At 62.8% G+C, this 22,896-nt stretch carries 19 protein-coding genes; 14 read left to right on the forward strand and 5 right to left on the reverse strand.

Features of this window, described 5'->3' with window-relative positions:
- Nucleotides 1-17: 17 nt before the first annotated feature.
- The gene (gene leuC / locus Q9Q94_RS09685) at nucleotides 18-1,427 is read right to left on the reverse strand and encodes a 3-isopropylmalate dehydratase large subunit (protein ID WP_305979858.1); all 1,410 of its coding nucleotides are present in this window, start codon (nucleotides 1,425-1,427) and stop codon (nucleotides 18-20) included.
- Between the two features lie 163 nt (nucleotides 1,428-1,590).
- On the opposite strand from leuC, the gene Q9Q94_RS09690 reads away from it, so the two are divergent.
- The 3 genes from Q9Q94_RS09690 (at nucleotide 1,591) to Q9Q94_RS09700 (ending at nucleotide 4,276) form a co-directional block, all read left to right on the forward strand.
- A complete protein-coding gene (locus Q9Q94_RS09690; protein ID WP_305979859.1) occupies nucleotides 1,591-2,379 on the forward strand; it encodes a helix-turn-helix transcriptional regulator in 789 nt (262 codons plus the stop codon).
- Nucleotides 2,380-2,793: 414 nt separating this feature from the next.
- The gene (locus Q9Q94_RS09695) at nucleotides 2,794-3,408 is read left to right on the forward strand and encodes a hypothetical protein (RefSeq protein ID WP_305979860.1); all 615 of its coding nucleotides are present in this window, start codon (nucleotides 2,794-2,796) and stop codon (nucleotides 3,406-3,408) included.
- Nucleotides 3,409-3,526: 118 nt separating this feature from the next.
- Nucleotides 3,527-4,276 (forward strand): sulfite exporter TauE/SafE family protein, encoded by a 750-nt coding sequence (locus tag Q9Q94_RS09700; protein ID WP_305979861.1) that lies wholly within the window; start codon nucleotides 3,527-3,529, stop codon nucleotides 4,274-4,276.
- 112 nt (nucleotides 4,277-4,388) lie between these two features.
- On the opposite strand, the gene Q9Q94_RS09705 is transcribed toward Q9Q94_RS09700, so the two are convergent.
- Both Q9Q94_RS09705 and Q9Q94_RS09710 read right to left on the reverse strand, forming a co-directional pair.
- Nucleotides 4,389-4,868: a YaiI/YqxD family protein gene (locus tag Q9Q94_RS09705; protein ID WP_305979862.1), complete on the reverse strand. Its 480-nt coding sequence runs from the start codon at nucleotides 4,866-4,868 to the stop codon at nucleotides 4,389-4,391.
- Nucleotides 4,865-5,752: a LysR family transcriptional regulator gene (locus Q9Q94_RS09710; protein ID WP_305979863.1), complete on the reverse strand. Its 888-nt coding sequence runs from the start codon at nucleotides 5,750-5,752 to the stop codon at nucleotides 4,865-4,867. Before Q9Q94_RS09710 ends, Q9Q94_RS09705 begins: the two co-directional genes overlap by 4 nt.
- Nucleotides 5,753-5,959: 207 nt before the next feature.
- Here Q9Q94_RS09710 and Q9Q94_RS09715 point away from each other — a divergent pair, with 207 nt between their 5' ends.
- The 6 genes from Q9Q94_RS09715 to Q9Q94_RS09740 all read left to right on the forward strand — a co-directional run bounded on the left by Q9Q94_RS09715 (nucleotide 5,960) and on the right by Q9Q94_RS09740 (nucleotide 12,298).
- The gene (locus Q9Q94_RS09715) at nucleotides 5,960-6,271 is read left to right on the forward strand and encodes a DUF485 domain-containing protein (protein WP_305979864.1); all 312 of its coding nucleotides are present in this window, start codon (nucleotides 5,960-5,962) and stop codon (nucleotides 6,269-6,271) included.
- Nucleotides 6,268-7,923: a cation acetate symporter gene (locus tag Q9Q94_RS09720; RefSeq protein WP_305979865.1), complete on the forward strand. Its 1,656-nt coding sequence runs from the start codon at nucleotides 6,268-6,270 to the stop codon at nucleotides 7,921-7,923. Before Q9Q94_RS09715 ends, Q9Q94_RS09720 begins: the two co-directional genes overlap by 4 nt.
- A 61-nt stretch (nucleotides 7,924-7,984) precedes the next feature.
- Complete coding sequence (locus tag Q9Q94_RS09725) at nucleotides 7,985-9,790, forward strand: putative nucleotidyltransferase substrate binding domain-containing protein (RefSeq protein WP_305979866.1); 1,806 nt, start codon at nucleotides 7,985-7,987, stop codon at nucleotides 9,788-9,790.
- Nucleotides 9,787-10,410: a 3'-5' exonuclease gene (locus Q9Q94_RS09730; RefSeq protein WP_305979867.1), complete on the forward strand. Its 624-nt coding sequence runs from the start codon at nucleotides 9,787-9,789 to the stop codon at nucleotides 10,408-10,410. The genes Q9Q94_RS09725 and Q9Q94_RS09730 overlap by 4 nt, the downstream gene beginning before the upstream one ends.
- 295 nt (nucleotides 10,411-10,705) lie before the next feature.
- Nucleotides 10,706-11,239 carry a YgjV family protein gene (locus Q9Q94_RS09735; RefSeq protein WP_305979868.1) on the forward strand — a complete coding sequence of 178 codons (534 nt, stop codon included), beginning with the start codon at nucleotides 10,706-10,708 and terminating at the stop codon, nucleotides 11,237-11,239.
- Between the two features lie 3 nt (nucleotides 11,240-11,242).
- The gene (locus Q9Q94_RS09740) at nucleotides 11,243-12,298 is read left to right on the forward strand and encodes an RNA methyltransferase (RefSeq protein ID WP_305979869.1); all 1,056 of its coding nucleotides are present in this window, start codon (nucleotides 11,243-11,245) and stop codon (nucleotides 12,296-12,298) included.
- 3 nt (nucleotides 12,299-12,301) lie between these two features.
- On the opposite strand, the gene Q9Q94_RS09745 is transcribed toward Q9Q94_RS09740, so the two are convergent.
- On the reverse strand, nucleotides 12,302-14,611 hold the full coding sequence (locus Q9Q94_RS09745) for a hypothetical protein (RefSeq protein WP_305979870.1): 2,310 nt from the start codon (nucleotides 14,609-14,611) through the stop codon (nucleotides 12,302-12,304).
- 75 nt (nucleotides 14,612-14,686) lie between these two features.
- Nucleotides 14,687-14,911 (reverse strand): hypothetical protein, encoded by a 225-nt coding sequence (locus Q9Q94_RS09750; RefSeq protein ID WP_305979871.1) that lies wholly within the window; start codon nucleotides 14,909-14,911, stop codon nucleotides 14,687-14,689.
- A 385-nt stretch (nucleotides 14,912-15,296) separates the two neighbouring features.
- Between Q9Q94_RS09750 and Q9Q94_RS09755 the strand changes: the two genes are divergently transcribed.
- The 5 genes from Q9Q94_RS09755 to Q9Q94_RS09775 all read left to right on the forward strand — a co-directional run bounded on the left by Q9Q94_RS09755 (nucleotide 15,297) and on the right by Q9Q94_RS09775 (nucleotide 22,888).
- Complete coding sequence (locus Q9Q94_RS09755; RefSeq protein ID WP_305979872.1) at nucleotides 15,297-16,070, forward strand: spermidine synthase; 774 nt, start codon at nucleotides 15,297-15,299, stop codon at nucleotides 16,068-16,070.
- A 288-nt stretch (nucleotides 16,071-16,358) separates the two neighbouring features.
- Nucleotides 16,359-17,171, forward strand: coding sequence for an AraC family transcriptional regulator (locus tag Q9Q94_RS09760; RefSeq protein WP_305979873.1), 813 nt, complete (start codon nucleotides 16,359-16,361; stop codon nucleotides 17,169-17,171).
- Between the two features lie 163 nt (nucleotides 17,172-17,334).
- The gene (locus Q9Q94_RS09765) at nucleotides 17,335-18,849 is read left to right on the forward strand and encodes a rhamnogalacturonan acetylesterase (RefSeq protein ID WP_305979874.1); all 1,515 of its coding nucleotides are present in this window, start codon (nucleotides 17,335-17,337) and stop codon (nucleotides 18,847-18,849) included.
- Nucleotides 18,850-19,172: 323 nt separating this feature from the next.
- A complete protein-coding gene (gene mutS / locus Q9Q94_RS09770) occupies nucleotides 19,173-21,707 on the forward strand; it encodes a DNA mismatch repair protein MutS (protein WP_305979875.1) in 2,535 nt (844 codons plus the stop codon).
- Nucleotides 21,708-21,733: 26 nt separating this feature from the next.
- Nucleotides 21,734-22,888 (forward strand): MFS transporter, encoded by a 1,155-nt coding sequence (locus tag Q9Q94_RS09775; protein WP_305979876.1) that lies wholly within the window; start codon nucleotides 21,734-21,736, stop codon nucleotides 22,886-22,888.
- The last annotated feature ends 8 nt before the right edge of the window (nucleotides 22,889-22,896 follow it).

The raw sequence follows: 22,896 nt of genomic DNA on the forward strand, positions 1-22,896 counted from the left end.
GTTTATCTCCTCAGGCCTCAGTTGCGTGAATCTCGGATATCGACGAAGTGACCGGCGATCGCGGCAGCAGCGGCCATGGCCGGGCTCACCAGGTGGGTACGGCCACCGGGGCCTTGACGGCCTTCGAAGTTGCGGTTGGAGGTCGAAGCGCAACGCTCGCCCGGGCTCAGACGGTCAGCGTTCATCGCCAGACACATCGAGCAACCCGGCTCACGCCATTCGAAACCGGCTTCGATGAAGATCTTGTCCAGCCCTTCGGCTTCAGCCTGGCGCTTGACGATGCCGGAGCCCGGCACCACCAGCGCCAGCTTCACATTGCCCGCGACCTTCTTGCCCTTGGCCACGGCAGCGGCAGCGCGCATGTCTTCGATGCGGCTGTTGGTGCAGGAGCCGATGAACACCTTGTCGATCTGGATGTCGGTGATCGGCATGTCGGCTTGCAGGCCCATGTACTGCAGGGCGCGCTCGATGCCGGCACGCTTCACCGGATCGGCTTCGTTGGCCGGGTTCGGCACATTGCCGCCCACTGCCAGCACCTGCTCGGGCGAAGTGCCCCAGGTCACTTGCGGCTCGATGTCGGCAGCATTCATCTCGACCACGGCGTCGAACTTCGCACCGTCTTCGGTGTGCAGGGTCTTCCAGACTTCGACGGCCTTGTTCCACTGCTCACCCTTGGGCGCATGCTCGCGGCCTTCGAGGTAATTGATGGTGGTGTCATCCACGCCAATGATGCCGGCGCGCGCACCGGCTTCGATGGCGAGGTTGCACACGGTCATGCGGCCTTCCATGGACAGGCCACGGATCGCCGAACCGGCGAACTCGATGCAGTAGCCCGTGCCGCCGGCGGTGCCGATCTTGCCGATGATGGCGAGCGCGATGTCCTTGGCGGTCACGCCAGCGCCAAGCGCGCCTTCGACCTTGACCAGCATGGACTTGCTCTTTTTCTGCACCAGGGTTTGCGTCGCCAGCACGTGCTCGACTTCCGAGGTGCCGATGCCGTGAGCCAGCGCGCCAAACGCGCCGTGGGTCGCGGTGTGGCTGTCGCCGCACACCACCGTCATGCCCGGCAGGGTCGCGCCGTTTTCCGGGGCGATCACGTGGATGATGCCTTGGTTCTTGTGCTTGAACGGGAAGTAGATCAGCGAACCGAATTCCTTGATGTTCGCGTCCAGCGTATCCACCTGGGTCTTGGAGATCGGGTCTTCGATGTCGCGATCCCAGTGATTGGTCGGCGTGTTGTGATCCGGCACTGCCACGATGGAGGTGTTACGCCAGGCCTTGCGGCCGGCCAGACGCAGGCCCTCGAAGGCTTGCGGGCTGGTCACTTCGTGCATCAGGTGACGGTCGATATAGAGAAGACAGGTACCGTCTTCTTCCTGACGGACAACGTGGGAATCCCACAGCTTGTCGTAGAGAGTCTTGGCCATTCAAATCACTCCTTGCCTGGGCGCTGAAAACTCAGCGCGGATCTGGGTTCCGGGCGCACAGCCCGGTTTGTGACGCGGATACTAGGCTGGGTTCTATACCCGCACAAGGCAAGCACTTATACTAGTACCAACACTAACAGGATCGATCACTCAGGATAGGCCGATGGACACCCGCCGCAAGGAACTAGGTGAATTCATGCAGGTGCTGCGCGCCCGCAGCCAGCCCGCCGACTTCGGCTTTGCCAGCGGCAGCCGGCGCCGCACCGCCGGCCTGCGCCGCGAAGAGATGGCCCAGCTTGTCGGCATCAGCCCCACCTGGTACACCTGGATCGAGCAAGGACGCGAGGTGAATGTCTCCGCCGAGGTGCTGGACCGCATGGCTCGCAGCCTCAAACTCACCCGCAGCGAGCGCGCCTACCTCTTCGAGATGGCCGACCGGCGCGACCCGCAGGCCAGCCTGCCTGAAGACGATGACGCAGCGCCGCTCTTCAGCACCCTGCTCGAAGACATCCGCGTGCCCGCCTACCTGATGGGCCGCTACTGGGACATTCTCGGCTGGAACGCCCCGGCCGCCGAGCTCTTCACCGGCTGGCTCGATCAGCCGCAGGACGCCAATGCCCCGCCGCCCAACATGCTGCGCTTCGTCTTCCTGCGCCCGGAAACCAAAAGCTTTCTCGTCGACTGGGAAGTACGCGCGCGCCGCATCAGCGCCGAATTCCGCGCCGACTGCCGCACCCGCCTCGACGAACCCGCCCTGCTCCGCCTCGTTGACGAACTCGAAACCGGCAGCGCCGACTTTGCCGCCTTCTGGAAGCAGCACGACGTACTGGAGCGCCAGGGCGGCGAGCGCGGCTTCCTCCACCCGCAGCGTGGCCCGCTCAACTACCGCCAGGTCACCCTGCGCCCGGTCGAGCAGGAGCACATCAAGCTCGTGATGCTGCAACCTGCCTGAAGAGCCTCGTCCAGCCTTGTTCTTCGGGCAACCAATTTAGCTGCGGCGAAGCACCGAAACGTAGGGCGCAGCAGGAACAATGGAGCAAAGCGGAATTGCGCCGGATTTTGCGCCCATACATTCGGCGCAGTTCGCTGCGCTCAGTGCGCCCTACTTTATTGCGCCGTACGCGGTGCGTCCCTTGGTTGGAATGACAGTAGAAGTCGACGCGGAGCGTCTCAGACCGGGTTCCCGCGCGGGAGCATGAGAGCCATCCAAAGAGCCGGGCTCAACCTTGTTCTTCGGGCACCAGATGCCGCTCCTGCACACCACCTGCACACCACCTGCACCGCAAGATGGCGGCATACCGCACTCAACGGTATGGGCTTATCATGGGTGTGTGATTGTTGAATATCAGACAGAGCCTTTAACCTCATGCAAAATTCAATAATTTTCAGAAATTCAATACCTCAAGGATTGTTTCTTTTAGGAGTTGGGGGTGTGCTCATAATTTCAATAGCCAAAGTTTTCTTTCTGGCCACACATGGAGGATCTTTCCTTTTTTTGGTTTGGATTTTTGGAACAGTGCTTGGACTAATTTGCATTCAAATTTCTGTTTCACGAATTTTTGACAGATCCAACATGGTCGATATAAATCGAGACGGAATAATTGACTTCAGAGTGAGCACCGGAAGAATTCCTTGGAAGTTAATTAGCAACGCTAAATATCGCATCTCCAATTCACGCTACGCTAATATACGCGAGGTAGTGATCACACTTTATGATGCGGACGCTCTTCCAGCATCACTACAAAATACTTCCCACATAAATGGCGTTCTGGTTAATCATTGGCTTGGCCGCAGTTTTATCGTAGACACGTATTGGCTTAATGTCAGCGGACACAGACTGGCCAAATTCATTGAACAGTGTGTCGACAATCCTGACAAACTAGACGACTTATTCGGTAAGCAGGAGCCGGATTTGGCAATGGATGCGAGCAAGAAACTGCGTTTGCGTCTTTCTCAGATCCGTCGAAATAGACTTTTTTAAGCAAGCCACGGATATTGCACGCCGCGCTCAATCAGGCATATTGGTGTGCAATGCGCACCCTGCATTTTCACCAATTCGCGGGATAATCCCCTCCCCGCCCGCCACACCGCTCGCCCCCATGGAATTCATCACCAATCCGTATTTCTACCTCGCCGCCGTGCCGGCGGTGCTGCTCGCGGGCATCTCGAAGGGTGGCTTCGCCGGTGGGCTGGGCGTGCTGGCGGTGCCGCTGATGGCGCTGGCGATTCCGGCGCCTCAGGCGGCGAGCGTGATGCTGCCGATCCTGTGCCTGATGGATCTGGTGGGGAGCTGGTCGTATCACCCGCACTGGGATTACAAGCTGCTGCGCCGCCTGATGCCGGGCGCGTTGCTGGGCATTGGCGTGGGCTGGCTGCTGTTCCGCCATATCTCACCCACGGCGCTGAACCTGATCATCGGCAGCATTGCGATCCTCTTCGCGCTGCAGCGCTTGACGGGCCTGCAGCTACGCGACACCTCGCGCCTGCCGGAATGGCTGCGCGCGGGCTGGTGGACCAGCCTCTCCGGTTTCACGAGCACGCTGGCACACGCGGGCGGGCCGCCGATGATGATCTACCTGCTGCCCAAGCAGCTGGACAAGACGGTGCTGGTGGCGAACCTGACGCTGTACTTCGCGATGGTGAATTACCTGAAGCTCATGCCCTTCGCCGAGCTGGGCCTGCTGGATGCACGCAACCTCGGCACGGCGCTGGTGCTGGCGCCGCTGGCGCCCATCGGCGTGTATCTGGGCATCTGGCTGCACAAGCGCATCGACGAGAAACTGTTCTACCGGCTGAGCTACATCTTCCTGCTGCTCACTGGCGCGAAGCTGATCTGGAGTGCGTTGTAAGTTGAATGCCTGAAAAGCCGCATCTGGCGGGCTTCTTCAGCCTGCATACCTGATTAGCCGCGCCGGCTGGACTTCTTCAGCAGGCTTGCCTGCACAGACCCGCCCCATGAGGCTATCCGGGCAGGCGTGCCAGCAGGCGGTCGAGCTGATTGGCAAAAGCCTGCCGGTCTGCCTGGCTGAACGCGGCCGGGCCGCCAGTCTGCACGCCGCTGGAGCGCAGGCTTTCCATGAAATCACGCATCGACAAACTCTCGCGGATATTCGCGGCGGTGTACAACTCGCCACGCGGGTTGATGGCACTCGCGCCGCGCTCGATCACCTGTGCCGCCAGCGGGATGTCGGCGGTGACCACCAGATCGCCCTTCTGCACCTGGGCGGCGATGTAATTGTCGGCCACATCGAAACCGGACGGCACCTGCACCGCACGGATGAAGGGCGACGGCGGCACGCGCAGCATCTGGTTGGCGACCAGCACGGTCGCCATCTGCTTGCGCGTGGCAGCGCGAAAGATGATTTCCTTGATCACCACCGGGCAGGCATCTGCATCCACCCACAGGCGTGGTTTGGCGGTCGGCTGTGCGGCGTCCGTCACGGCAGATCCCAGATGGTCTTGAGCGATTCACGCAAGGCCATCAGCAGGGGATCGCCCTCGCGCTCGGCAGGATAGATGAATTGCAGCGGCGCGCGGATCACCACCTCGCCGCCCCGCCACAGCACGAAAGCGCCGTCGGCAGCGAAGCGTTTGGCGGTTCGTTCGGCCAGCAGGGCCATGCCCAATCCGGCCTTGATCAGCTCTGCCAGCGTTGCTTCGTCATCGAATTCGCCCACGATGCGCGGCGCGATGTTATGGGTCCGCCACAATTCCTGCGTCATCGTCGCAATCGTCGAGCGCGGCGACACGCCCAGCCAGGGTGTGCCATTCATCTGCTGCCAGTCTGCATGATTCAGGGCATCAGCCAGTTCGGCCGGCACCGCCACGCAAAAGCCGATTTCAGTCAGGGTGATGGCCGTCACGTTGGCAAAGCTGTCGCGGCCGAGAAAGAAGCCGCAATCCAGATTGTTGCGACGGATCTCGGCGAGGATGTCTCTGGACAAGCCCAGCCGGGTCTGCGCTTCCAGCAAGGGGTGACGCCGCTGCACATCACGCAGCCACTGGCCCAGACGCAGCCGCGCCGGGACGACCAGGGTGCCGATGCGGATACGGCCCCGCAATTCACCTTGCAGGCTGCGGGCATGATCAATCAGGCCACGCGCGCTCCCCAGCACTTTTTCCGCATCCGGCACAAGGCGCTTGCCCGCATCGGTGAGCTGCACACCACTGGAAACGCGATCGAACAGACTGACGCCCAGCTCTTCTTCCAGCGCCTTGATCTGTGCGGTGACAGCCGGTTGGGACAAGTGCAGCTGTTCGGCCGCCTGGGTCAGATGACCCTGCTGGGCAACAGCCAGAAAGGTGCGCAGCTGATAGATTTCCATGACGATTCACTAAGGGTAAACACCCACTCCGCGGCATTGCCCGAATGGCCGCAATCGCCCGCCGGGCCTTGATGTGCAAGGACTGAGCATACAGCATAACCAGGCCTGATGCCGGCCATCAGGAATTGTCATTGGCTTCAAGCCAGCCAGTTCCAATACAGTCGCCGCAACCCGACAACTAGTCGGGTCTTGCCCTGGAGGAGAGATATGACTTCACCCACCATTGAACGGATACAAAATAATCCGAAATTTGCTGCGCTGATCGAAACCAAGCGCGTGTTCTCATGGACGCTCTCGATCATCATGCTCGCCATCTATTGTGGCTTCATCCTGATCATCGGCTTCAAGAAGGAACTGTTCGGCACGCCGCTCGGGCCGGATACCGTCATCACCTGGGGGATTCCGGTCGGTGTCGGAGTCATCCTGTCAGCCTTCGTCCTCACGGGCATCTATGTGCGCCGGGCCAACACCGAGTTTGACCAACTGACCCGCGAAGTGGTCGAGGAGGCACAGCAATGAAGCGTCTTTCCCTCATCCTCACCGGCCTGCTGCTCAGCTTGCCGGCATGGGCGGCCGATGCCATTGGCGGTGAAGTCGCCAAGCGCAGTCTGAACATGCACGCCATCGTGATGTTCTTCATCTTCGTCGCCGCGACGCTGTTCATCACCTACTGGGCCGCCAAGCGCACCCGCTCGGCCAAGGACTTTTACGCCGCAGGCGGTGGCATCACCGGCTTCCAGAACGGGCTGGCCATTGCGGGCGACTACATGTCGGCCGCCTCCTTCCTCGGCATTTCCGCGCTGGTGTACGGCAGCGGCTACGACGGGCTGATCTATTCCATCGGCTTTCTCGTCGGCTGGCCGCTGATCACCTTCCTCGTCGCAGAGCGCCTGCGCAACCTCGGCAAATACACCTTCGCCGATGTGGCGTCCTATCGCTTGCAGCAAGGCCCCGTACGCTCCTTCGCCGCAGTCGGCACGCTGGTCACCGTGGCGCTCTACCTGATCGCCCAGATGGTGGGTGCGGGCAAGCTGATCCAGCTGCTTTTCGGCATGGATTACAGCTCGGCGGTGGTGATGGTTGGCATCCTGATGGTGCTCTACGTGATGTTCGGCGGCATGCTGGCCACCACCTGGGTACAGATCATCAAGGCGGTGCTGCTGCTCTCCGGCGCCACCTTCATGGCCTTCATGGTGTTGAAAATCTCCGGTTTCAGCCTGGAGAACATGTTCAGCAAAGCCATCGAACTGCACCCCAAGGGCGCTGCCATCATGTCGCCGGGGGGGCTGGTATCGAACCCGATCGATGCCATCTCGCTGGGCATCGGCCTGATGTTCGGCACGGCCGGCCTGCCGCACATCCTGATGCGCTTCTTTACCGTGTCTGACGCCAAGGAAGCCCGCAAATCGGTGTTCTTCGCCACCGGCTTCATCGGCTACTTCTACATCCTGACCTTCATCATCGGCTTCGGCGCCATCATGCTGGTGCTCAACCAGCCGCAATACACCGACGCCAAGGGACTGATCGGCGGAGCCAACATGGCGGCCATCCATCTGGCCAATGCCGTGGGCGGTGACCTGTTCCTCGGCTTCATCTCGGCCGTTGCCTTCGCCACCATCCTCGCCGTAGTGTCCGGCCTGACGCTCTCGGGCGCCTCCGCCGTATCGCATGACCTGTATGCCAGCGTCTGGCGGCATGGTCGCACAACCGAAGCGGATGAAATCAGGGTCTCGAAGATAGCTACGGTATTCCTCGGCATCGTCGCCATCCTGCTGGGCATCGCCTTCGAGAAGCAGAACATCGCCTACATGGTCGGTCTGGCCTTCTCGATTGCGGCTTCGGCCAACTTCCCGGTGCTGTTCCTGTCCATGTTCTGGAAAGGACTGACGACACGTGGCGCAGTACTCGGCGGGCTGATCGGCCTGATCACGGCCGTCACCCTGATCGTGCTGGGCCCGACCGTGTGGGTGGATGTGCTCAAGAACAAGGAAGCGATCTTCGCTTACAAGAATCCGGCCCTGTTCTCGATGACCGCAGCCTTCTTCTTCACCTGGCTGTTCTCGATCATGGACAACAGCGAATCGGCCAACAAGGAACGTGCGGCCTTCCTGCCCCAGTTCATCCGCTCGATGACCGGCGTGGGAGCCGAAGGCGTCAACAGCAAACACTGATTTTCCCCCGTAGCAATTGCCCCGGACCACGGTCCGGGGTTTTTTACGCAAGGTCCCGCTTGTGACCCCGTTCGATTTCAGCCACGCTCCGTTTGATTGCCTTGATCCCGCCGAGCGCCAGCGTCTGGCCGAGCGTGTGGATGTAGCCTATTTCCCGAAAAACGCCTGCCTGCACGAGGCCAACAGCCCGGTCGACACGTTGTACGTGGTGATCAAGGGCATGGTGTCCGAGCATAACGAGGGCGAAACCCTCGCTTACTACGGCCCGCAGGACAGTTTCGATTCGCGGGCCATGCTCGGTGGCCGCGCCCAGCACCGTCTGCTCGCCGTAGAGGACACGCTGGTGTTCTGCCTGCCGCGCGAACTGGTGCTGGATCTCACCCAGCGCAATCCGGTTTTCGGCGCCTTCTTCTATCAGGATGTCGCTGCCCGTTTCGCCGTACTCGCCAATCGCCCGCTGCAAGGCCAGTTGCAGGCCATGCTGATGAGCCGGGTGGAGTCCGCCTATCTGTCGCGTGCCCTGTGGCTGAATGCGGAAGATTCGGTACTGGATGCCGCCCGGCTGATGAAAAAGCATCATGCCACCTGCGTGCTGGTGCACACACAAAACGGCGATGGCATCTTCACGCGCAGCGAGCTGCGCGATTTCGTCATCAGCGAAGCCTCCGCCGCCAGCACGGCTGTCGGCCCGCTGGCACGCACGCCGCTGATCACGATCGCGGCGGACGCCTACCTCTACCACGCCCAGTTGCTGATGGCGCAGCACACCATCCAGCGAGTCGTCGTCACGCGCGATGCAGAAGTCATCGGCATTCTCGAACAGGTCGAACTGCTGTCCTTCCTGAGCAATCAGTCGCATATCGTGTTGGCCCAGATCGAGCGCGCCGAGAGCATCGTCGAGCTGATGGCGGCCAACCGCAGCATGGACGAACTGATCAAGCTGCTGCACGGCAATGGCGTCAAGGTCACGCTGATTGCCGATCTGCTCTGCGAACTGCGCCGTCACCTGCTGGGCCGAGCCTTCACGCTGCTGGCTCCGGCCGAAATGCTCGAGCATGTGTGTCTGCTGGTGCTGGGTTCGGAAGGTCGTGGCGAACAGATCCTCAAGACCGATCAGGACAATGCCCTGCTGATCGAGGATGGCTATATGCACCCAGAATTGCAGGCCATCTGCGAACGCTTCAGTCAGACTCTGCTCAGCTTCGGCTACCCGCCCTGCCCCGGCGGCATCATGCTCAATCAGCCGGACTGGTGTTGCGAGCTCAGCGCCATGCGCAGCCGCCTGCTCGGCTGGGTTCGCAGCGCCAACGCCGAGAACGTGATGCGCCTGGCCATCTGGGCCGATGCACGCCCCGTCGCCGGCAAGGCGGCGCTGCTTGAATCGGTGCAGCTGCAAAGCCTGCCGGAGCTGGACGGTGCCTTCCTGTCGCGCTTCGCCTTGCCGGTGATGCAGTTCGACGTGCCGCTCAGTCTGTTCTCGCGTCTGGTGCTCGATGCGGGCGCCCAGCGTGACCGGCTGGACATCAAGAAAGGCGGCATCTTTCCGCTGGTACACGGCATCCGCAGCATGGCCGTGAAAGCCGGCATCCGCACCAGCAATACCTACCGGCGCGTTGACGAACTGCTCGCCCGGCAACTGCTGCCCGCCGAACTGGCGCAGGACCTGCGCGAAACCTTGGTCTTCCTGCACGGCCTGCGCCTGCAGCACGGTCTGAACACGCTGGCGCAGGGCCGCGTTCCCGACAACCTGATCGACCCAGCGGCGCTGTCCACACTGGAACGCGATCTGCTCAAGGATGCGCTCGGCGTGGTCAAGCGTTTCCGCCAGCTGATCGAGCATCACTTCCAGCTCGCGCGCATCTCATGAGCCTGTGGCAGAACCTCCGGCGCTGGCAGGCGCGTCGTGCACTGCAGGATGAACGCTTCGGTTTCCTGTTCGACCAGCCCCCCGCAGAAGAATGGATCAGCATCGACTGCGAAACCAGCAGCCTCGATCCGCAATCCGCCGAAATCCTCAGTATTGCCGCCGTGCCGGTGCGCGGCGATCGCATCCTCACTTCGCAGGCCTTGCGCCTGATCCTCAAGCCCCGCCACGCGATTGCCGCACAAAGCATCCCGATCCACCAGTTGCGCCAGCAGGATGTGGCCAACGGCCTGGCGGTGGAAGACGCGCTGAGCCAGCTGCTCACGTTCATCGGCGCACGCCCCCTGATCGGTTACTACCTGGAATTCGATCTTGCCGTCATCAACCGTCAGCTCAAATCCTGGCTGGGCATCCATCTGCCCAACCCGGCCATCGAGGTTTCCGGGCTTTATTACGATCGCAAGGTCACTGCCTACCGGCCCGAAGTCGATCTGCGTCTGGACACCATCCTCACCGAACTCGCCCTGCCCCTGCTGCCACGCCACGACCCGGTCAATGACGCGCTGCTGGCCGCGATGATTTTCCTGAAGCTCAGGCATCAGCACGGCTCGCTTGATCAATAAAACTGATCACATAAATCAACTTTAGCGATCCAGCAACTCTCATCTCTTTCAGTCAACCAGTAGACCAGCTTTCAGCACACCAAAGCCGTTTTGCGCTGTGCTACAGACCTCTGAAGAGCCGCCCCCAGCCTTGCTCTGCAGCCACCTGGCCGGGAAACGTCCGTTCTGCATGGCTGTGCAAGCAGGCATGCTGCAGAAGTCCACTGCACGCCCCTTTCCGGACCGGCTCCGCAGGCATCGACGCCCTGCCCAATCCCCGCTAAAGTGGCGCCCCCGGCCCGCCATCGCAGCACCCATGTTTTCCGACGCTTTCTCCCCCGCCCAGCTTTTCGGCTACGTCGCCTTCGTCCTCGGCGTGGGCTCCTTCCTGCAGAAGAACGATCGCCACTTCAAGCTTTACATGACTGGCGAGTGCATCGCCTACGTCCTCCACTTCTGGCTGCTCGGCAACCCGACGGCCATGGCCAGCTCGCTGGTCTCCACCACCCGCTCGGTGCTTTCGCTGTACACCCGCTCGGTATGGATTGCCATCGCCGTGGTGCTGGTCAATCTGGGGCTCGGCATCGGGCTGGTCGAGCACTGGTGGAACTGGTTCCCGCTGATCGCCTCGTGCATCGGCACACTTGCCCTGTTCCTGCTTCATGGCATCCGCATGCGCGTGGTGATGCTCTTCGGCACCCTGCTGTGGATCGCCAACAACCTGATCGCCGGCTCGATCGGTGGCAGCGCGCTGGAAATCGTCATCCTTGCCGTCAACGGCCACACCATCTGGCGCATGCACCGCGAAGCCAGGGCAAAAGCGGGGCAGCCCCTCGCCAGCGAAGGCTGAGCCATGCTGATTGAAGATCTCCGCCAGCGTCTGGCCGGTCACGGCGCCAAGCCCGCCCACATCCAGCGCGTGCTGCGTGCCTGGGTGCTGGCGCAGCCGCTGGAAAGCGGCCGGCGTCTTGCAGAAAACGTGCTGCCGCTGGCCGTGCGCAATGATCTGCCGGCGCTGAGTGCAGACCTGCAAACACTGGCCAGCCTGAGTGCGGCGCATCAGGGCGAAGACGGCTCGGAGCGCCTGCTCGTGCGCCTGGCCGATGGTCAGACCGTGGAGAGCGTGCTGCTGCCGCGCGACGGCCTGTGCGTATCAACCCAGGTCGGTTGCGCGGTCGGCTGCGTGTTCTGCATGACCGGGCGCGACGGCCTCCTGCGCCAGCTCGGTAGCGCCGAAATCGTCGCCCAGGTGGTGCTCGGGCGCGCCCGCCGGCTGGTGAAAAAAGTCGTGTTCATGGGCATGGGCGAGCCGGCTCACAACATGGACAACGTGCTGGAAGCGATCCAGTTGCTGGGCACGGTCGGCAACATCGGTCACAAGAATCTGGTCTTCTCCAGCGTCGGTGATCACCGGGTCTTCGAGCGCCTGCCGCAAGGTCCGGTCAAACCGGCGCTGGCACTCTCGCTGCACACCACCGATGCGGACCTACGTGCCCGCCTGCTGCCCAGGGCGCCGCGCATGTCGCCGGACGAACTGGTGGAGCTCGGCGAACACTATGCCCGCGATACCGGCTATCCCATCCAGTATCAATGGACCCTGCTCGCCGGCATCAACGACAGCGAAGCCGAACTCGATGGCATCGTGCGCCTGCTCAAGGGCAAGTACGCGATCATGAACATGATTCCGTACAACACCAACGAAGGGCTGGACTTCCAGCGCCCCTCTTGGGAACACGCCACCCGCATTGCCCGCACGCTGCATCAGCGCGGCGTGCTCACCAAGCTGCGCAACTCTGCCGGGCAGGATATCGACGGCGGTTGCGGTCAGCTGCGTGCCCGGGCGCTGGCCGGTGAAGCCGAGGCACGTCCGGCGAATACCGCGGTGCTCAGACGGATTCTCAAGGGCTGAGCATCACTGCCCTGACCGCAACTTGGGAGTTTGCGGGTCGAATGCCTGCCCGTTCACCGACAGGGCGGCATCCGCCGGCTCGGGACTCTGGCCTGCACGCACGAGCCGCCGACCAGCAACTACATCCGCCTGCAGACGCAGCGCGCCCTGCGTACGCTGAACCGCCGCATCAAGCACGGCCCCGTCCAGCGTCGCGACGCCTTTCACGGCACCCAGCTGCCGGCGCAGCCGGGCAAACGCGGCGTCATCGGCAATGCCCTCGGTCGCCACCGCCCACATGGCCAGCGAGGCGCGCTGATCGCTGTGCGTGGCTGCATGGGTGGCAGTCAGGCGCAGGGCGCCCTGCGCCAGACCGTCGTTGTACAGGCTGAATCCGGTTGGCGCGCCCTGCACATCCCATGCCCCCAGCAGGCGCAATGCGGCCACCGCGTCCCCCCGGCGCACGTAAAGCGTGGCGCCGGCCGGAACGTCAATTTTCTGCGCAACGTAGGGACGAAAATCGAAGCCTCCCAGCAAGCGGGGCCCGGTTTCCGTGAGTTCTTCAAAGCGCAGATCCGCCACCCGTAATTCGGTGCGAAGCGTGCTGGTGGAATACAGCCAGGCCTTGCACCACACCGCGCCAGCGGGGGCTGTGAAACTGGACTCTCGCTCGGCAAACCCGCCCTGCCCGCCGGCTACCTTGCTGGCATGTTCGCTGCCGATCAGGCGGCGGGAGGCATCCAGATAATTCAGGTACAGAAAAACCTCGCCGCCCTGCAGGCTGGCCGCCAGCCGGTAGGTACTGCCGGCCTGCACCGGGAAGATGCGCGACACGCCAACGCCGAGCTTGTCATCACGATCCGTCAGCACCAGCTCGTCGCGGCCATTGCGCGCCGTGATGTCGATGAAAGTGCTCTGGCCATTGGGTGCGAAATCCGCACTCCAGCGGCTGTGCGCGGTGAACAGCTCAAGCTTCGTTTCATCCAGCCAGTATTCGGCGTCGGCCGGCAGGGTCACAACAGATTCCAGCGCCGTGTATTCAGGCTTGTCTTCACGCACCGAGGCCAGAAACAGCACTTCATTGTCGCGCTGGACGCTGGCAAGGAAAGGCCGCAGATGCAGTGCCTTCATGTGCCCGGAGCCGGCCTCCAGGGTCTTGTTCTGACCGTAATGGTCGCGCCGGCCATCCATGAAGAAATTGATGATCGGCACATCCTGCCCGGCGCCAAGATTGATCACCAGCGGCGAATTGTCATGCCCGGCGTAGTAGCCGGACTCTGCTGACGCAATGCTGAAATTGCGACCCATGTAATGCGTATGGCGTTTCTCGGGCGCTTCGCCCCAGCGCGCCGAGACCCATCTGGGAAACGGCCCCTGAAGCCATTCTCCAGCCTGCACTGGCGGAGACGCCCATGCGACGGCCTCGTAGGGACTCCTGTCTGCAGAGCCTTGCTGCATGCGGCTCTCCGGGACACCTGTCCAGCCGGCCCGCGCCACCCAGTGATTGACGCCACCAACATTGAATAGGCGGTTGTAATCCCGGCTGTGCGTGCCGCCCAGACGCTCGGCCGGGGCATACCAGTTGAGTGCGATGTCGTGCCAGAAGATGTCCAGCGCTTCGCCTGCCATCTGACGCGCAGAGGGATCGCGACTCAGATTGCGGATCAGGGCCAGGCTTTCCAGATCCACGTCGTAGTAGCTCGGGCTGAGATATTCGTTGATCCCCGTGCGCCGTGTGTAGCTCAGCCAGTCGGCCAGCATCCGGCAGCCGGAAGCGGCCAGGGCCTCATCCTGCAGGCTCTCACCCAGCGCAATCAGGTTCCAGGTTTTCATCAGCCAGATGTTGGTATAGCTGATCGCCACAGCATGCCGGCTGACGCCGGTTTTCGCCCGGGTCAGCAAGGTCAGCAGCGGCTCGCGCTGCGCCGGCGTCAGCCGATCGGCATACAGCAGCCAGATCAGCACTGCCTTGCGGGTCACGAATTCGATACCGTTGCGATCCACCAGCTTGGTGTCGCCCTGATACCAGTGGATATTGCTGAAGGTCTTGCTGGCCGGGTCGCCATCCAGCAGCGGCGGCAAGGCCGCCAGCATCTGCACGATGCGTGTAGCGTCGTAATCCGCCGCCACCGCATCCAGTGCCAGAGCAGCCGCATCGATGGAACTCATGCGCTCACGCAACTTCCCAGCGACGAACAAGCGCTGATAGCGCGCATCGACCGCAGTGCGCAAACGCACCAGATCGTCCTCCGCCGGCTGCCAGCGCGGCACGCTTTCTTGCGCCAGAGCGCAAACCGAACACAGCAACAGGCCCAGTACACATAACAGACGCATGACACACTCCGGAGTCGTAATTTGGCCCACATGTACGGCACGTAAACAGTGTGCACTGTGTCACGCAGGCGGCATTCAATTGCAATCCGCGTGCAATTTTTGCGCAACACGGAATTCTGCTTTCAGCTCAATCACTTGAGCAGGTTTGCGGAGTTTCATCCACAGGCTTCTCCCCATTTTCTGTGGACAGCGCGCAAGGCTTCGCGCCAGCACCGAAAATTTTCTGCGTAAAACCGCTTTGTTTCCTTGACAGTTTTGCCCTGAAATGCCGAACGCCAGACAATCGCACGCCATCAGCATTTTGCTTCATTTCTGCGCAGCGATGGCTTTCGTCAACGCATCAGCCACTTAGCCCACTTTCCCCAAACTCATCCACAGGCTTCTCCACGCATTCTGTGAATTGCGCTCACGACATCCCTCTGCAAGACCAAATAAACCTTGTTCTCCGTCTTGACAGAGAGCCCCGTGCATGCCGCGAAGACCCGCGCCCATGGCCGATCTCCACGATGCTCACTTTTTGAACGGCAGCATCTTTTGCCCTGCGCTCAGGCACTTAGGCCGCTTATCCGGCACTCATCCACAGACTTCTCCACGTTTTGTGTGGATAGGCTTCTTCCCACAGACTTGGCGAAGCGCTTGTCCACAGGTAGGCTCGCCAACAATCCAGTTTCCAGTGTTCCACGCCATGCACCACAGCTCCATCGACATCAGTGAAGAAGACGGCATCCGCTACCTGCATTTCGGATCGGAATGGGTGCAAGGTGCGATGCGCATCCGTCGCCCGGTTGACCTGCAACTCGAGTACACCCGCGAGATGATGACCGGGCTTCTCCTGCGTGACGGCTTCACCGATACGGCAAAGTGGCCCAAGCGCATCCTGCTGGTCGGCCTGGGGGCCGGTTCGCTGACCAAGTTCTGCTACTGGAAGCTGCCGCAGGCGCGCGTCACCACGGTGGAAATCGACGAATCAGTGTGGGCAGCAGCCAGCTTCCACTTCAAGCTGCCAGCCGAAGATCAGCGCCTGTCCATCGTGATTGACGATGGCGTGGACTACATGACCCGCCCCGGCCCCAAATTCGACTACATCCTCATCGACGGCTACGACGAAGACGCCAAGGTCGGGCTTCTCGACAGCCTGCCTTTCTATCAGGCCTGCTGGGCGCGACTGAATGAAAATGGAATGCTCGCCACCAATCTCTTCGGTCGTTCACGCAGCTACGCCGCACCGCTCAAGCGCCTGTCCGAAGCCTTCGGGGGACGCACTTTCGCGCTGCCCCAATGTGCGAGCGGCAATGTCGTGGCGCTGGCCACGCGAGGCGAGGAAATCAGCCTGACGCTCGCCGGATTGCGCGAGCGCGCCGTGCAACTCAAGGCCAGCACCGGACTTGATCTGCGCCCGACCGTGAAGAGGATCGAACAGGCCGGAACATCCGGCCCGGCGGACCGGCTGCAATTCTGAGAAACCCTTTTTCCCAGACGGGTCGCAGGGTGAATGCGCAACCGGAAAACAAGTTGTGAACGAGACTGGAGAACCGGAGTGTTGCAGTACCACAACAGCTGGTTCGGGTTCCGGAACTCTCGACATTCCCCAGGCTATTCGTCCGCAGCGCTTGAATCAGGCACACACCGCAAACCTGACCGGGGATGTGCAGACGAAACCATTGTTACCGCAAACAGAGTTCTATCTAAGCCATGGCAATTGGTGGCACACTCTCGAAAAATTTTCCGAGATGCCTGTCGCCAGCCCATGAAAGTCGACACCTACACGCGCAAACTCACTCGCCTGCGGCGGGTGGCTAGCCATGTCGACGCACATCTGGGCCAGCCCATAAGCCTCGATGAACTGGCAGACATTGCCCACCTCTCGCGTTTCCACTTCGAGCGGGTGTTCAACGAGTATTCCGGCGAGACACCGGTCGCCCGCGTGCGCCGGCTGCGACTGGAACTGGCGCGCCGGCGCATTGCCGCCGGGGAAGTTGCTTCGATCCTCGATCTGGCGCTTGAAAGTGGTTACAGCTCGGCGGAAGCCTTCTCGCGCGCCTTCCGCACGGCGCATGGCGTTTCGCCATCCGGTGTGCATGTGCAGGCAAGCGAATCCAGACCGATGCGCATCGAGTTGCTGCAGGGTCAGGCAATCCAGTACATCCCCTTCCGTGGCGAGCTCGGCAACGGCATCACCCCGTTTGACGAATTGCGCGCCCATGCCTTGCTGGCCGGCATCCCGCGCGAACGGCGCAAGGGCTGGTGTGTGCAACTGGCGGGCGACATGAGTGATGCAGACAGCGAAGTCGAATTGCAGGCGGCCCTGCAGTCTGACAGGCTTGGTCAGTGCATTCCCGGTCTGCAGCAAGGCGCCCTGCCCGACGGACATTACGCCGTGTTGCGAGTGGCCGGCGGCTTTTCAATACCGGAGCAGGACACGCTCGCCCAACGCATCGCTGCGGAAACCGGCTGGCAGATGCGGCGCGACGCGCCGCTGCTGCGCTGCTTCCACAATTCCAGCTATCTGCCGGCGAGCTTCGAACGGCAATTTGATCTGTACGTTCCTGTCACCCGCTGAATGTACGCCACCTGGGAATGAGCACCCGATTCCGCAATTCCGATCAAGACCCACGCTCACCTGACCGGGCAAAATCACCCGTTGGCCGTGTGCTGCACGCAGGTTCCGGCGCGCAATCACGACTCGCTTTTACCCACTCCCACCGCATCAATCAGGAGACAGCATGAAAACCTTTGCCTTGCGCTTGTCCGTTCTTGCCGTAATTGGTGTCACCGTTGCCGGCTGTGCCAGCAATGCGCCGAAGAGCTCCGCCCCCGCTGCTGCACCGGTCGCTGCGGCTTCCGCCGTCAAACCGCTGACAGGAGTCACGCTGAGTGGCATCGTTGCGGCCAACCTCAAGGCCAACGTGACGGTGTATGACGCCCAGGGCAACCGCAAGTCCGTCGCCACCGATGACAAAGGCGCCTACACACTCTCCGCCGATGGTCTGGTCGCCCCGTTGATGCTGGTCGCCGAAGCCGGGCGCATCCAGTTCGTCAGCCTCGTGGCCGCCCCCGCCGGCAAGGTCACCGCTCACATCAATGCCCTGACCGATTTCGTCGCCTCCGGCGTTGCCAAGGACGCCAAGTTCCAGGGCCCGGTCGGCATGGTCCAGTCCGGCAAGGCTCCAGCGGTCAGCGCCGACGCGCTCAAGGCCAAGGCAGCCGGCCTGCAACCCTTGCTGGGCAGCGCCCTGAAGGATGCCGGTATCGACGCCGCCAGCTTTGATCCAGCCAGCGGCAATGCCGGCGAGCTGGTCAAGTACATCCGCCACAATCGCGGCTACCTGTCTTCACAAGGCGTGCTCGGCACCACCAGCCTGTTCGACAGCAATTACCACGAAATCACCCAGCTTTCGCCGCTCTCGCTGGCCCACGCCCGCACTGAAGCTGCTGCAATCGCAGCGCCGGGGGTCACTCGTGTGTTCGTTGCCGGCGACTCCACCGCCAGCAACTATGACGTAGACGTTCTTCCGCGCATGGGCTGGGGCCAGATCTTTGACCGCCAGTTCAAGGATGCCAAGCAGGTACAGGTGGTTAACGTCGCCCAGTCTGGCCGCTCCTCGCGCAGCTTCATCACCGAGGGCTGGTTTGACATGATCCAGGCCGACATCCGCAAGGGTGATTACCTGCTGGTCCAGTTCGGCCACAACGACGAAAAGTGCGGCGAAGAGCCTGCCCGCCCGGCTCCGGCCCGCGACGTGATCGACATCGCCAATCTGTGCACCTATCCGGGTGCCGCAGCCGGCGTACCGGCAGACATGTCCTTCCAGAAGACCCTGGAAAAGTACATCGCGATTGCCAAGAGCGTCGGTGCCACACCGGTACTGGTCACTCCGCTGACCCGCCGCTCCTTCAAGGACGGCAAGATCGGCGCGACCACCCATACCTGGGGCAAGGGCAAGGTGCCGGGCGACTACTCGCAGACCATCCGCGACACAGCCAAGGCCAACAACGTGGCACTCGTCGATCTGGACGTGAAGAGCATGGAGTTCTTCAACAAGATGGGTGAACAGGCCTCGCTGGATTACTACCTCGCGGTGGATCCGGCCAAGTACCCGTACTACGCCACCAACACCGGCAGCCGCACCAAGCCGGACAACACCCACCTGCAGGAAAAAGGCGCCGAAGCCATTGGCGGGCTGGTCGCAGCCGGCATCAGGGAAGCCAAGCTGCCCCTGGCTGCGCAGCTGAAGTAAGCACTCCTGGCACGGCAAAAAGCCCGGTCACGCAAGTGACCGGGCTTTTTCATGACCTGCCGGAGAACCGCTTGCATCGGGCTTCTTCAAGCAGACATGCTGCAGAATGTTTATTCATGCGATCTTTCAGGCATGCATGCTGAAGACGCCGGCTGCAAGCGGCTCTCAGGAACATCGAGAAACCACTCCCGGAAAATTGAAATCACCGTGTTGTTGCGGCACGCCACACAGCATGCCCGCTCTCGGCGACAATACGCCTTCGCATAAAGCCAGCCCCTCACAGCCCGATGTTCACTGCCGCCGAAATCGAAAAACACACACCCATGATGCAGCAGTACCTGCGCATCAAAGTCGAGCATCCGGACACCCTGCTGTTCTACCGCATGGGCGACTTCTACGAGCTGTTTTTCGACGACGCCGAGAAGGCCGCGCGAATTCTGGACATCACCCTCACCACGCGCGGCGCCTCGGGCGGTATGCCGATCAAGATGGCGGGCGTACCGCATCACGCGCTGGAGCCTTATCTGGCGAAGATCGTGAAGCTGGGCGAATCCGCCGTGATCGCCGAGCAGGTAGGCGAACCCGGCGCGACCAAGGGGCCGATGGAGCGTGCCGTGAGCCGCATCGTCACCCCCGGCACGCTCACCGACGCGGCCCTGCTCGACGAGCGTGCCGAAGCGCCGCTGCTCGCGGTGCAGCTCAATCGCGGCGTGCTCGGCCTGGTGTGGCTGAACCTCGCCAATGGCGACTTCCGCCTAGTCGAGACCGAACCCGAGAACCTGATCAGCCATCTGGAGCGCCTGCGCCCGGCCGAAGCGCTGATTCCCGAATCGCTCAAGCTGCCTGCGCTCGAAGCGCGCGTGCCGGCGATTCGCCGTCTGGCCGACTGGCAGTTCGATGCCAAGACCGCGCAGGAACTCCTGACTACCCATTTCGGCACCCGCGATCTCGCCGGCTTCGGCGCCGAGGGCCTGAATGTGGCGTTGGCCGCAGCCGGCGCGCTCTTCGATTACGCGCGCAGCACCCAGCGCCAGACCCTGGCCCACATCACCACGCTGAAAGTGGAGAGCGAGGGCGATTACCTGCGCATGGACGCGCAGACCCGGCGCAACCTCGAAATATCGGAGACCCTGCGTGGCGAACCCGCACCCACCCTGCTCTCCTTGCTGGACCTCACCGAGACCAGCATGGGCTCGCGCTGGCTGCGCCATGCCCTGCATCACCCGCTCGCTTCGCGCAATGCCTGCCGCGAGCGCCATGCCGTGGTCGGCGCCCTGCTCGGCGACGCCGGCGATGGCCCGCTGAATGCGGTGGCTGCGGCCCTGCGCCCGATCGCCGACATCGAGCGCATTGCCACCCGCATTGCGCTGACCAGCGTGCGTCCGCGCGAGCTCGCCGCCCTGCGCGAGAGCCTTGGCGCGCTCGATTCGGTGCGCGCCCCACTGCCGCAGGCCGATTCCAGCCTGCTGCGCGATATCCACCTGGATCTGGAGACGCCGCTCGACACGCTGATGCTTCTGCGTACCGCGATTGCCGAAGAGCCCGCCACCCAGGTGCGCGATGGCGGTGTGATCGCGCGCGGCTATGACGCGGAGCTGGACGAGCTGCGCGACATCCAGAACAACTGCGGCGAATTCCTGATTGCGCTGGAAGCCCGCGAGCGCGAGCGCACCGGCATCGCCACGCTGAAGGTCGAGTTCAACCGCGTGCATGGCTTCTACATCGAAGTCACCCACGCCAACACCGACAAGGTGCCGGAGGACTACCGCCGGCGCCAGACCATGAAGAACGCCGAGCGCTACATCACGCCCGAGCTGAAGGCTTTCGAGGACAAGGCCTTGTCGGCGCAGGACCGCTCGCTGGCGCGCGAGAAGATGCTCTACGAGGCGCTGGTGGCCCAGCTCGCGCCGCAGGTGCCGCGCCTGCAGCAGATCGCCCACGCCGTCGCCCTGCTCGACGGGTTGAACGCCTTCGCCCAGGCCGCCGCGCGCTTCGACTACCGCGCGCCCGAGCTCTCGGACGAGCCCGGCATCGAGATCACGGCCGGCCGCCACCCGGTAGTCGAACGGCAGGTCGACGCCTTCATCAGCAATGACACGCGCCTGGCGCCGACGCGCCGCATGCTGCTCGTGACCGGCCCGAACATGGGCGGTAAATCGACCTATATGCGGCAGGTCGCGCTGATCGTGCTGCTCGCCCACTGCGGTAGCTTCGTGCCCGCCAGCGCCTGTCGGATCGGCCCGGTCGATGCGATCTTCACCCGCATCGGCGCATCAGACGATCTGGCCTCCGGCCGCTCGACCTTCATGGTCGAGATGACCGAAGCGGCGGCGATCCTGAATGGCGCCACCGACAAGAGCTTGGTGCTGATGGACGAAATCGGCCGCGGCACCTCGACCTTCGACGGCATGGCGCTGGCCTACTCGATCGCCAAACACCTGCTCGACAAGAACCAGAGCTACGCGCTCTTCTCGACCCACTACTTCGAACTCACGCGCCTGGGCCAGGACTACCCGGAGTGCGCCAACGTGCATCTGGGCGCGGTGGAGCATGGCCACAGCATCGTCTTCCTGCATGCGGTGCAGGACGGCCCTGCCTCGCAGAGCTACGGTATCGAAGTCGCTGCGCTGGCGGGCATTCCGCCGGCCGTGGTGCGCGACGCCAAGCGCCGCTTGCGGGCGCTGGAAAACCGCGAAGTGGCGAGCGGCCCGCAGGATGATCTCTTCGCCTCCCTGCCCGAGCCGGAACCAGCGCAGGTCAGCCATCCGGCACTGTCGGCATTGGCCGAGCTGGACCCGGACAGCATGACCCCACGCGAAGCCATGGAAGCGCTTTACGCGCTGCGCAAAGCTCTGTGACAGTGACGCCCACAGAGCCCCCGCGCATGCCAGCGCGCCGGTTGCTGCACGCGCGTATCGCCACCAAGGCCCACTTCTTCATCTGTGGTCTGCTCTTTGCCACCTGGGGCGTGCATGTGCCCACCGTGAAGGCGCAGTTCGGCCTCAGTGAGGCCCAGCTGGCCTGGCTGATGCTGGCCGCCGGCATCGGCTCGCTGATCACGCTTACCCGCGTCGGAGGCTGGGTCGCGCGCCACGGTGCGCGTCCGGTGGTGCTGTGTGGCGCCTGCGTGGTCAGTGCCAGCCTCGCGGCCCTGCTCTTCGCGCCCGGCTATGTGGTGCTCATGCTCCTGCTGTTCGCCTTCGGGCTGGGCAGCGGCGCCTTCGATGTGGCCATGAATGCCGAGGCTGTGGCCGTGGAGCGCGAGATGGGCAAGCCGATCATGTCGTCCTTCCACGGCTTCTTCAGCCTGGGCGGACTCGCCGGCGCCCTGATCGGTAGCCTCGTGGCCGGGGCCGGAGCTCGCCCGGTGCTGCACGTAGTACTCACCTGCACTGCCGGCTTCGCCCTGGTGTGGTTTGCCGCGCGCGCCATGTTGCCCACCCACGCCACCCATTCGCCAGATGAACAGCATCAAGGCTTCCGCCTGCCGCATGGCGTGCTGCTGCTTCTGGGCCTGCTGGCCGCACTGGCACTGGTCAGCGAAGGGGCGATGTACGACTGGAGCACGCTCTACATGAGCCAGGAGCTGGCCAGCCCGGCCAGCATTGCTGCGCTGGGCTACGCCGCCTTCTCCGGCGCGATGGCGGCCGGCCGCTTCGGTGGCGACTGGCTACGCGGCCGCCTCGGCGCCAGCCTCACCTTGCAATGTTCGGCCTGGATGGCCGGCGCGGCGATGCTGCTGACCCTGCTGATCGGTGAGCGCTGGGCCGCCATTGGCGGCTTTGCATTGGTTGGGCTAGGGCTTTCGAACGTGATCCCGGTGCTGTTCTCGGCCGCCGCGCGCGTACCCGGCGTATCACCGGCCAGTGGCATCGCCGGCGTTTCCGGCATCGGCTATCTGGGCTTCATGTGCGGCCCGCCGCTGATCGGCGCTATCGCCGAGCACAGCAGCCTCACCAGCGGCTTGCTGGTCGTCGCCTTCTTCACCGTACTGGTGGCGCTACTCACCCCGCGTGCCATGCGCGGCATCCAGCGCTGATACGAATC

It is taken from the genome of Uliginosibacterium sp. 31-16 (assembly GCF_030730865.1).
Classification (GTDB): Bacteria; Pseudomonadota; Gammaproteobacteria; order Burkholderiales; family Rhodocyclaceae; genus Uliginosibacterium.